Origin of the sequence: Cedecea selenatireducens, from assembly GCF_042138895.1 — a bacterium.
GTDB lineage: Bacteria > Pseudomonadota > Gammaproteobacteria > Enterobacterales > Enterobacteriaceae > Cedecea > Cedecea selenatireducens.
On record NZ_JBHIKW010000018.1, the window covers coordinates 53,727 to 64,080 of the forward strand.

At 49.4% G+C, this 10,354-nt stretch carries 10 protein-coding genes and 1 tRNA gene; 9 read left to right on the plus strand and 2 right to left on the minus strand.

Annotated elements, in window-relative coordinates:
- Positions 1-32: 32 nt before the first annotated feature.
- The 4 genes from ACE38U_RS20625 to ACE38U_RS20640 all read left to right on the plus strand — a co-directional run bounded on the left by ACE38U_RS20625 (position 33) and on the right by ACE38U_RS20640 (position 4,306).
- Positions 33-929 carry a cation diffusion facilitator family transporter gene (locus tag ACE38U_RS20625; RefSeq protein ID WP_375530458.1) on the plus strand — a complete coding sequence of 299 codons (897 nt, stop codon included), beginning with the start codon at positions 33-35 and terminating at the stop codon, positions 927-929.
- Between the two features lie 468 nt (positions 930-1,397).
- On the plus strand, positions 1,398-1,619 hold the full coding sequence (locus ACE38U_RS20630) for a hypothetical protein (RefSeq protein ID WP_375530459.1): 222 nt from the start codon (positions 1,398-1,400) through the stop codon (positions 1,617-1,619).
- Between the two features lie 153 nt (positions 1,620-1,772).
- The gene (locus tag ACE38U_RS20635) at positions 1,773-3,491 is read left to right on the plus strand and encodes an ABC transporter permease (RefSeq protein ID WP_176982948.1); all 1,719 of its coding nucleotides are present in this window, start codon (positions 1,773-1,775) and stop codon (positions 3,489-3,491) included.
- Between the two features lie 32 nt (positions 3,492-3,523).
- Positions 3,524-4,306 carry an ABC transporter ATP-binding protein gene (locus ACE38U_RS20640; RefSeq protein ID WP_038474915.1) on the plus strand — a complete coding sequence of 261 codons (783 nt, stop codon included), beginning with the start codon at positions 3,524-3,526 and terminating at the stop codon, positions 4,304-4,306.
- A gap of 330 nt (positions 4,307-4,636) precedes the next feature.
- Here the strand turns inward: ACE38U_RS20640 and ACE38U_RS20645 are convergent.
- Positions 4,637-4,713: transfer RNA gene (locus ACE38U_RS20645), tRNA-Arg, on the minus strand.
- Between the two features lie 195 nt (positions 4,714-4,908).
- Between ACE38U_RS20645 and folD the strand changes: the two genes are divergently transcribed.
- The 5 genes from folD (at position 4,909) to ACE38U_RS20670 (ending at position 10,044) form a co-directional block, all read left to right on the plus strand.
- Positions 4,909-5,775 carry a bifunctional methylenetetrahydrofolate dehydrogenase/methenyltetrahydrofolate cyclohydrolase FolD gene (gene folD, locus ACE38U_RS20650; RefSeq protein WP_038474912.1) on the plus strand — a complete coding sequence of 289 codons (867 nt, stop codon included), beginning with the start codon at positions 4,909-4,911 and terminating at the stop codon, positions 5,773-5,775.
- A 2-nt stretch (positions 5,776-5,777) separates the two neighbouring features.
- Positions 5,778-5,990: a ribosome-associated protein YbcJ gene (gene ybcJ / locus ACE38U_RS20655; protein WP_038474910.1), complete on the plus strand. Its 213-nt coding sequence runs from the start codon at positions 5,778-5,780 to the stop codon at positions 5,988-5,990.
- A 295-nt stretch (positions 5,991-6,285) separates the two neighbouring features.
- Positions 6,286-7,785 carry a PTS transporter subunit EIIC gene (locus ACE38U_RS20660; RefSeq protein ID WP_038474908.1) on the plus strand — a complete coding sequence of 500 codons (1,500 nt, stop codon included), beginning with the start codon at positions 6,286-6,288 and terminating at the stop codon, positions 7,783-7,785.
- Positions 7,786-7,855: 70 nt separating this feature from the next.
- Positions 7,856-8,872 carry a Mal regulon transcriptional regulator MalI gene (malI, locus tag ACE38U_RS20665; protein WP_038474901.1) on the plus strand — a complete coding sequence of 339 codons (1,017 nt, stop codon included), beginning with the start codon at positions 7,856-7,858 and terminating at the stop codon, positions 8,870-8,872.
- Between the two features lie 179 nt (positions 8,873-9,051).
- Positions 9,052-10,044 carry a lysozyme inhibitor LprI family protein gene (locus ACE38U_RS20670; RefSeq protein ID WP_038474899.1) on the plus strand — a complete coding sequence of 331 codons (993 nt, stop codon included), beginning with the start codon at positions 9,052-9,054 and terminating at the stop codon, positions 10,042-10,044.
- A gap of 103 nt (positions 10,045-10,147) precedes the next feature.
- On the opposite strand, the gene ACE38U_RS20675 is transcribed toward ACE38U_RS20670, so the two are convergent.
- Positions 10,148-10,354 (minus strand): hypothetical protein (locus tag ACE38U_RS20675; protein WP_375530460.1); only part of this gene is annotated, 207 nt, incomplete at its 5' end.

Consider the following 10,354-nt stretch of genomic DNA (forward strand, 5'->3'; position numbering starts at 1 on the left):
TTCGGGCTGCTACCTTGTGGTGATTAAAGATTATGAATGGAAATAACAATAGGTCTCATTTTCGTGCGTCTGAAACAAAAAAATGCACGCTGGTCAGTATTTGCCTCAATTCTTTCTTATCTATATTTCAAATTATAGCTGGTGTTTTATCAGGTTCGCAGGGACTCATTGCAGATGGGATTCATTCTCTTTCAGATCTCTCTTCTGATTTTGTCGTTTTAATTGCTAATAAGAAAGGCCAGAAGGGGTGTGATGACGACCATCACTACGGCCATTTGCGCTTTGAAAACGGCGGAAAGCTCATTATCGGGGCGATTCTTCTTTTAGTTGGTTTGGGGATGGCCTGGTCAGCTGGGGGAAATCTTCTTCATAACAGCTTGCCTCAGGAGATAAAACCTTTAGCGATATGGGTAGCTATCATCGCGCTGGTGATTAAAGAGACGCTTTTCCGCTATATGCTGTTTGTTGGTAAACGTATCCAGTCTTCTTTGCTGATTGCAAATGCCTGGCATGCTCGATCCGATGCGGCCTCTTCAGTCATTGTGGCGATTGGGATTATCGGGAATATGCTGGGATATCATATGATGGATTCGATTGCTGCTTTGATTGTCGGCCTCTTTATTACCCGGATGGGCTACCACTTTTCCTCAGACGCTCTTCAGGATTTAATGGATCGTTCTGTTGACGCTGATTTAGAACATCAAATAAGAGTTTGCCTGTTGTCTACGGCAGGTGTGGCAGGGGTCCATGATTTGAAAACACGCAAAATGGGCGACTACGCTCTGATTGATGTTCACCTTGAAGTCAACGGAGATCTTTCTATCCGCGAAGGCCATGAAATCGCTACAGAAGCCAGAAATAGGGTGATGGCCGTTTTTGATGTACTTAATGTCATGGTTCATATTGACCCCGGAGATAGCGGCCGTTAGTAAATATTATGTAACCGTGGAGGTATTTATTTTACCATTTGAAGTGCATTACTTTAAAAATTTCTTTATTACACAACTTGCGGTTATTTTTATTGTTTTGACATATTCGTTATTATCTTGACATAGCTAAACAGTTCCTAACTGAAACTTGTTTTTGGGTTTCCCACAGAGAGGTTGTGGCTATAATAAGCTGTCCTTCAAAAAGGAGCTGCCAGCCGGGTAATGCTCTGGAAGAGATAAAGAGTCGGCTAGTGAATAATCAAGTAATAGCCCGCACATTTTCAGTAAAAATCAACAGGAGAAGATCTATGACTTGTAATATTTCTGATGAACCTCCATCGAGAGAGGAACATATGGGCTGACTATCTACATTGTAACTCAGTGTATTCAATGGAGACGGTCAGTGCAGTTGCCATGAAACTGCCGATGATTGGTTATTCATTATATGCACTCAGTTTGAGGTGTAGTATGTCGCTACTTACAAAGCGCTACATGTTTTATATCGATGCTAAAAGCACTATCATTTTTTCAATGTTGGCAGACACTGCTCGGCCGATATCTCCCACATTTCAAAGACCCTTCTATAAAAAACTTGCTGCATGGAAAGAATTTTTCAGCCAGCTCAAACTGAAACTGAAACAAAAAAGACAAAGTGCCGTTGAGGATAACATCAACACACTATTACCATAACTCGTAATCAGCTTTAGCGGCGAGAGTATTTCTGACCACTGATTTTTAGTTGCTAAGGCTTTTTAGGATTTATTAAATCTAATATTATCTTATTGGCTCGTACTCAACGAGGGTAACCTCATGCATGCGCGCTAATAAGTGGAGTTTCCTATTATGCATGTTTTAACAAAACACATAAGCAAGAAGACTTCTGTTGTGAACGATTTGATTGTTGGCTTTATTATAGCAGCCTGCATTATTTTGTTCATTTATGGTTGGCAGGGAATGCACACCCCTTTTAACGGGTACTCTTTACCAGATGTTAATCTGGATTATCATTTGCTCCCCTATTATACATTGCGTACAACTATGCGATTGCTTATAGGGCTTTTTTATTCAATGCTCTTTTCGATAGTGTTTGCTGTATTAGCCGCAAAATATGCTCCTATGAGGCGAGTTATTTTGCCTTTCGTGAATTTTATGGAGTCAGTTCCTTTAGTTGGTTTTCTGACATTTACGACGGGTTTTTTCCTCGGACTTTATCCTCACAGCGTGATGGGGCTTGAAGGGCTGGCGATTTTCGCCGTCTTTACTGCACAAGCCTGGAATATGATGCTGACGTTATACCAGACGCTAAAAGTCGTACCTGATGAGCTATCCGAAGCCACTGAGGCTTTTGGTTATAATCCGTGGCAAAAATTCTGGCGCCTGGGATTCATCTATTCGTTCCCGGGTTTGCTGTGGAATACGATGGTCTCTCAGTCCGCGGCCTGGTTTGCGCTGGTTGCCTCAGAGATGCTTACCGTAGGGGATGGTAGCACTAATTTGCCCGGAGTAGGGTCGTATATCGGTATCGCTTTACAGAATGGCAGCCTCCACGGCGTCACCCTGGGAGTTTTAGCCCTTATTATCAATATTATCATCTTCGATCAGCTGCTATTCCGCCCGCTGGTTCGCTATGCGCATCAGTTCAAATACGAGGATGTTAGTGACAGAAAAGTACCAGGCTCATGGTTCTATCAATGCCTTAGTCAATCACATATCGGGCTGGGCTTAGGGCGCGCATGTAAACAATTGTCCATATTCTGGTTATTTGTTCTGCCTAAAGCGTGGTATGGACTAAAGCTAAACCGGCTTTTTGGTTTCCTTGCACAAATGAATTGGCTATGGTCCAGCCTTTGGTATCTGGCTATCGTGGTCGGCTGCATTTATTACGGGCATCAGCTGTGGCTGTTTATTCCTAAGGAGTACCTGGCTTCACTTCCTGGCTTAATGGGGCTAACCGCCGCTCGAGTCATCGGCGCAATGGTGTTAAGCGTTATTATCTTTACGCCTCTGGGCGTATGGATTGGCCTGCGGCCAAACCTTGTGCGCTTTTTCCAGCCGATTATTCAGGTGCTGGCCGCGGTGCCCGCTAACGTCTTTTATCCATTGATAGCCTTTATGATTGTTGCCTGGCATCAGAATTTGGGCACCTGGACAATTCCAATGATTATGTTGGGCACGCAATGGTACGTGCTGTTTAACGTCATTGCCGGAACCTCCATGATCCCAAGTCAACTCGTGGAAGCAAGCCGGGTCTTTCATCTCCGTGGCTTACTCTGGTGGACGCGATTCACACTCCCCGCAGTGTTTCCTTACATCGTGACCGGCGTCATTTCTGCGGCCGGGGGAGCCTGGAATACCGCTATCGCTGCGGAAGTGCTGAGCTGGGGAAAAATTACCTTACAGACGCACGGACTCGGAGCCTTTATTTCTCTTGCCAGTGATGCGGGCCAAAACCCGCAGGAAGCCCTGGGCTGCCTGGCTATGTGCTTCATGGTTCTGCTGTGCATTATTTTTGTCTGGCAGCCTATGTACCGTTTTGCAGAGACGCGTTTCAAATTCGATTAATTATTAACAAATTAAAGATGTAAGGGATTATTATGAAGCAATCATCAGTAGTATTAGAGATTAAGAACGTCTCAAAATCATTTAATAAAGGTCGTAAGCAAAAATCAACCGTGCTCGATAATATTAATCTGGAGATTAAAGAGAATGAAATCGTAGCTTTACTGGGGCGTTCCGGTTCAGGGAAGTCAACGCTCTTAAGAATGGTTGCCGGACTAGTAGAGCCAGATGCAGGCTCTATTGTTTGCTGCGATTTACCCATTAATGGGCCCGGCAAACATACCAGCATGGTGTTTCAGTCGTTTGCGCTCTTCCCGTGGCTAAACGTTTTCGATAGCGTGGCATTTGGGCTTCAGGCTCAGGGATTATCGACTGATGAAGTGGGGAAAAGGACAATGGACATGCTTGACCTGATAGGGCTTTCTGGGTACGAGAAAGCTTATCCAAGAGAACTGTCAGGAGGGATGCGGCAGCGTGTCGGATTCGCGCGTGCGCTAGCCGTAGAACCAGAACTTTTACTGATGGATGAACCATTCTCGGCCCTGGATATTTTTACTGGTAACAAGCTACGACAGGATCTTATTGAACTGTGGGAGAATCGTATTATCAAGACTCGCTCGATGTTACTCGTGACACACAGCGTTGAAGAAGCAGTATTGCTTTCTGATAGGGTCTGCCTGCTCGGCGGAAAAGCCAGCACAATCACTGACACCTTTAATATAGATATAGCGCGCGCTATGAGAACCAAAGATAGTATTGCGCCAATGGTGGAAAGAATTAGTGATGCGCTAAACGACAGGATAGCGTCTTGTGTATAAATTAATACTCAGAGTGGTAGATTATATTCGTCACCGAGGTATTTAATCTATCGCACGTAAAATTTGAAAGTTGCCTGATTTCTATGAGATAGAACAATTATCTCAGGCCAAAGGCAACTTTCCTTCTTTTTATAGGCTAGCCTGCCATATTCCGGAGTATGGCAGGCGATGTCTCTGGCTAATATATCGGGCCCGTACCACGGGAATATACCATCAGATATGCCAACAGATATTGCTTGATGAAGATAGACGCTGAGAGAGTTTCGATGCGCTGAAATCTGAATTTCAGGCATAAAAAAAGACATCGGTTGATGTCTGTTCACTTCGAAATGGTACGCCCTACAGGGTTCGAACCTGTGACCTACGGCTTAGAAGGCCGTTGCTCTATCCAGCTGAGCTAAGGGCGCACTGAGTAATGTCGATGTGCATTACGGCTTGATGCGGGGTGGATTATACGGTCAGCACCTCTTGAGTCAATGGCTTTTCAACCACCTGCGCGACAATTGAGCATAAACCCACATCAGTGCCTGACAGCGAGGCGCGCATCTGACAAAATAGCAGTAACCCCTTCCTTTAAGTTTACAGATGGAATTCTCTCTCTGATGGCAGCAAAGATTATTGACGGTAAAACGATTGCGCAGCAGGTACGGCTTGAAGTTGCTGAAAAAGTAAGAGCCCGAACTGCCGCAGGAAAACGTGCCCCTGGTCTGGCCGTTGTATTGGTGGGAGCGAACCCTGCATCCCAGATTTATGTTGCGAACAAACGCAAAGCCTGCGAAGAGGTTGGGTTCGTTTCCCGCTCTTACGATTTGCCAGAAACCACCAGCGAAGCGGAGCTGTTAGGGCTGATTGATGACCTGAATGCCGACGCTGAAATTGACGGTATTCTGGTGCAGCTGCCTCTGCCTGCCGGGATTGATAACGTCAAAGTTCTCGAACGTATCGACCCGGATAAAGACGTAGACGGTTTCCATCCGTATAACATTGGCCGCCTGTGCCAGCGTGCGCCGCGCCTGCGTCCATGCACGCCACGCGGCATCGTTACGCTGCTTGAACGTTACAACATCGACACCTACGGCCTGAACGCGGTGATCATTGGTGCGTCCAACATCGTGGGCCGCCCGATGAGTATGGAGCTGCTGCTGGCCGGGTGTACCACCACCGTAACGCATCGCTTTACTAAAAACCTGCGTCAGCACGTCGAGAACGCCGACCTGGTGATTGTGGCGGTGGGCAAACCGGGCTTTATTCCGGGCGAGTGGATTAAAGAAGGCGCTATCGTGGTGGACGTCGGCATTAACCGCCTGGAAAGCGGGAAAGTGGTCGGCGACGTAATTTATGATGAAGCCGCCGCTAAAGCCTCGTATATTACGCCGGTTCCGGGTGGCGTTGGCCCAATGACCGTGGCCACCCTAATTCAGAATACCTTGCAGGCCTGCGAGGAATATCATGATGTCGATGGAGAGTAATAATGGCGACCTTCTCATTAGGTAAACACCCCCACGTTGAACTGTGCGACTTGCTCAAGCTGGAAGGCTGGTGCGAAAGCGGCGCCCAGGCAAAGGCGGTGATTGCCGAAGGCCTCGTGAAGGTGGACGGTGAAGTTGAAACCCGCAAGCGCTGCAAAATCGTTGCGGGCCAGACCGTAACCTTCGAAAGCCTGAGCATTACCGTTCAGCCTTAAGCTCGACCGGCCCTGCCCTGAGCGGAAAGGGCCGGAATCAACTCTCCCTGTCACCCCGGCGGGAGCGTTGAAAAAGCCTTCATTTCTCTGGCACAAAACCCCATCAATCCCAGGCTTAAAAACCTGCGTCACTTCAAATATTCGATAACAATATGGCAACAGCGCAGATTTCAGTTGCGGGGTAAAAACCGTTTCGGCACTCTAGGTAGAACGTTCTACTAGAACGTTCTACCTACCATAAAAACGCGTAAATAGACAAAACGCGGTTACTGCGTCTGCACCGGGGGAAACGTCCATGAGTCTGTTGTCCAGTGTTGTTAAATCGTTATCAAAGCTTTCCATGATTGGCCGCGCCTTAATGCTGCCTATCTCTCTGCTGCCCGCCGCAGGTTTACTGCTGGCGTTCGGCGATAAGTTTCACTTACCGCTGATGATGAACGCGGGCGGGGTCATTTTTGACAACCTGCCCATGCTGTTCGCCATCGGTTCTGCCGTTGGCCTGGCCGCTGAGTCAGGTATTGCCGCACTGTCTGCGGCGGTGTCGGTGTTTATCATTAACATCACCATTGGCACCGTGATGCACATTACGCCGGAAATGGCCTCTGCGGGCGGTAAATATGCCATGGTAGTGGGCATTCCAACGCTGCAAATGGGCGTTTTCGGCGGGCTAATCTCCGGGATCCTCGCGGCGTGGTGCTACAACAAGTTCCACACCATGCAGCTGCCGGAGTTTCTGGGCTTCTTCTCCGGCAAACGCTTTGTCGCTATCGCCACGGCGTTTCTCTCCTTTCTGCTGGGGATGGCGCTGCCGTGGGTCTGGTCATACATTCAGTCCGGCATTGATGCCCTGTCGGTAGTGGTGAACGGTGACAATCAGGCCGCGTCGACCTTCATCTTTGGCCTTGTTGAACGCGCGCTTATCCCGCTGGGCCTGCACCATATCTGGTATCCCTCTTTCTGGTACTCATTCGGGGAATACACCACCCACACGGGGCAGGTTATTCACGGCGACCAGACGATTTGGTTCAAAATGCTGGAAGAGGGCGTGAAGTCCTTCAGCAGCGACAGCTATCACGATGCCGGTAAATTCATGCAGGGCGAGTTCCCGCTGATGCTGTTCGCGCTGCCTGCGGCCTGTCTGGCGATGTACCATGAAGCCAACACCAGGAATAAGAAAATTGCCTCCGGTATTCTGTTCTCCGCGGCGCTGACTTGCTTCCTGACAGGGATAACGGAGCCGGTAGAGTTCACCTTTATCTTCGTCGCCCCGATCCTGTACGTGTTCAACGCGGTGATGGCCGGCCTGTCGTATATGTGTATGTATCTGCTGCATGCCCATATTGCCAAATCGTTCTCCGCCGGGATGATCGACTACATCTCCTTTGGTATCCTGCCGTCCTTTAACGGCTATCAGACTAACTTCCTGATGGCGGTTGTGGTCGGCGTGCCTATGGCGCTTATCTACTACTTCACCTTCCGCTTCGTGATTCGCCGCTTCGACGTGAAAACGCCGGGCCGTACCGAAGTGACCGCTAACGCCGGGGATAAAACCGATACCGAACTGGCTGGCGATATCATCGGCCTGCTGGGCGGGGCGCCAAACATCAACTCCGTGGGTTCCTGCATCACCCGTTTGCGCCTCGAAGTGGACGACAGTTCAAAGGTTGATAAAGATGGCCTGAACAGTCTGGGCGCACGCGGCGTAGTGTTTGTCGGCGATTCGGGTATTCAGGTGATATTTGGTGCCAGAGCGCAATTTATTGCGCAGACAATGTCGACGATGATCGGTAAATAATGTAATACCTTTCGGCCTCCTGTATGTTTCAGGGGGCTGAAATTTATGGATGTACGGTTGCAGGGGTGGAATGAAAAAGGTCAACATCATTGATGTCGCGGAGCTGGCAGGCGTATCGGTCTCGACGGTTTCGCTGGTGCTGCGTCAGAAGGGCAAGATCTCCGAGGCGACCATTGATAAGGTCAACGCCGCCATCAAAACATTAGGTTACGTGCATAACGTTGCCGCCGCTAACCTGCGTTCCAGCACGTCCAACCTGATTGGCCTGATCATCCGCGATTTTAACGATTCCTTTTCGGTCAACGTCACCGCAAGCGTCGTTCAGCAGCTTGAGAAACAAGGTTATATGGTGTTTCTCGGCCAGCCGCGTGATGACGAACAGCAGCTACGTAACTGCCTGACGTCGTTTAACCAGCAGGGCGTCGCCGGGGTGATTTATCTGGCCGCCGACTGTCATTCCGCTGAGCTACCTCAGGCGATTACCGACTGCCCGCTGCCCACGGTAGTCATCTCTGAATCAACCATCACCAGCACGCGCGACGTTATTGGGCGGGATAATCGCCAGGCCGGTAACCAGGCCACTCGATTTCTCATTGAGCGCGGCCACCGTAATATCGCCTGGCTGGGCGGCACGAAAAGCTGCCTGATCCGCGCCGAGCGTTTGTCAGGTTACCGCAGCGCCCTGCAGCAGTATGGCCTGCCGTTCAGGGAAGAGTGGGCGCCAGAATGCGCGGACGATACCTCGGCTTCGGCGTTTGCCACACGCCTGATGCTGGAAAAAAGCAACCAAATCACCGCCATGCTGTGCCATTCCCCGGCGGCCATTATCGGCGCCATCACCGGTATTCAGCAGGTTGGTAGAACGGTCGGGAAAGACGTCTTCTTAACGCAGCAGGTCTCTCTGATCGGTTTCGAAGATATGATGTACATTAATCTTACCTCGCCGAGCTTTACCTATGTCTCCGCATCCAGCGAAGAGACCGGGCGACAGGCCGCCTCTCTGATTGTCCGCAAAATCAAACAGCCAGAATTACCCGCCCAGAGAATTATTATTTCTGGAGAGCTGGTTCCGCGCGAATCCGCCTGACGGCAATATTCATTGTTTCTTATTTGTCAATGTGCCATTAATTTCATCATAATAAGTGATGTTTTATTAACGCATTATTTTCATTTTAATTTCAATTAACCATGCCTTCAGTTTGATATTGCAAGTTGAATATGTTCTGGTCAGAATGGCGACTTCGGATTGGGAATTTTCTTGTACCTATGCTCAAGCGCATCCTTTCTACCTTATTATTTATGGCGGGTTTCTATGCCGGTAATGCGATGGCCGTTGATTGCCAGCGCGCTGCTACGCCATTAGACAATACCATCTGCAATAATGACACCTTGCACTGGCTGGACAGTACCATGGACATGATTTACCACTCCATGCTGGTGAAAAACAATGCGGCTCAGGTTCATAAAGACTATCTGGAGTGGGATAAATCGCTTGAAAGCTGCACATCTGACGGCTGCATTGAGCGCGCCTATTATGAAGGAATTAGCCGAATTTCTGGCGTGCAAGAGGATTTCGACTGGCAGGGAAACTGGTGGAATACTACGGCTGCTAACCGTAGCGGCGGAAATATAACCCTTAGCCGTAACGCGGAATGGTCGTTGACCGTCGACATCAGGGCCTGGGCGGGCGCAAATCATGATGATTTCACCGCAGAAGCCAGAAAGATCTACGGCATGGCGATTGTGGAGAAAGTGAAGGACACCAGCAATTGCAAGCTGCTCTTTATCCCGCGCCAGGATGGCTCAATCCAGGTACACAGTAACGCAGACTGGGGCTGTAAGCTGTCGATGCCGAAGGGGGTATTTATTGACGGACGCTATGTCAAAAGCCAAACGGATCCACGGCCTAAAGCCACGCTGTTGTCTATTGGCGTCTTTCCGGATGCCGCGACAGATACTCGCTTCAGGGCGATGGTGGGAGATGACTACCAAAACTTCGTTGATGCCGCGAATGTGTACATCTACCAGGACGATATCGACAACATTGGTGCGAAGGTGATTTCGATGTGGGTCCGCGGCGAAGCAAACCGCCATACCGCAATTGTGATGTATACATCTGACGGAAAAATGTGGGCGGCCCGCACCTCTCCGGGGAAAAATGGCATTCAGGAAGCGAAGTTTTACCGCTCCAAAGGGAACGAAACAGGCCCGCTGCCGAGAACGCTTCAGGGCTGGAAGTTACGGTTTTTAGATAAGTAGTAGTCATTCTCTCTTAGTTTCAAATCAATACTATGAGAGTGCTGCTAAGGTTCCGTTCACCACAAATCTATATCTACATGTAGCCATCGAACCGGTGAACGTGTCAGGTGGCATTTCGCCATGCCCCCTGACAACCCCCGGCGCCCGGCAAGCTCATCGCCGCTAAAGCGGTAAACCCACCGGTTATCACCCAAACAGTCGGGGTCGTTCGCGATTCGTTCCCGACGATCGCTCTCTTTCGCTGCTCCCGACAGCTCAACCCCGCCTGAGTTGGGTCATAACCGGGGGCGCTGAGAGCCGGGAGGCAATT

Coding starts and splice junctions, on each gene's coding strand:
- ACE38U_RS20625 (WP_375530458.1), top strand. CDS start 33: ATGAATGGAAATAACAATAGGTCTCATTTTCGTGCGTCTGAAACAAAA.
- ACE38U_RS20630 (WP_375530459.1), top strand. CDS start 1,398: ATGTCGCTACTTACAAAGCGCTACATGTTTTATATCGATGCTAAAAGC.
- ACE38U_RS20635 (WP_176982948.1), top strand. CDS start 1,773: ATGCATGTTTTAACAAAACACATAAGCAAGAAGACTTCTGTTGTGAAC.
- ACE38U_RS20640 (WP_038474915.1), top strand. CDS start 3,524: ATGAAGCAATCATCAGTAGTATTAGAGATTAAGAACGTCTCAAAATCA.
- folD (WP_038474912.1), top strand. CDS start 4,909: ATGGCAGCAAAGATTATTGACGGTAAAACGATTGCGCAGCAGGTACGG.
- ybcJ (WP_038474910.1), top strand. CDS start 5,778: ATGGCGACCTTCTCATTAGGTAAACACCCCCACGTTGAACTGTGCGAC.
- ACE38U_RS20660 (WP_038474908.1), top strand. CDS start 6,286: ATGAGTCTGTTGTCCAGTGTTGTTAAATCGTTATCAAAGCTTTCCATG.
- malI (WP_038474901.1), top strand. CDS start 7,856: ATGAAAAAGGTCAACATCATTGATGTCGCGGAGCTGGCAGGCGTATCG.
- ACE38U_RS20670 (WP_038474899.1), top strand. CDS start 9,052: ATGCTCAAGCGCATCCTTTCTACCTTATTATTTATGGCGGGTTTCTAT.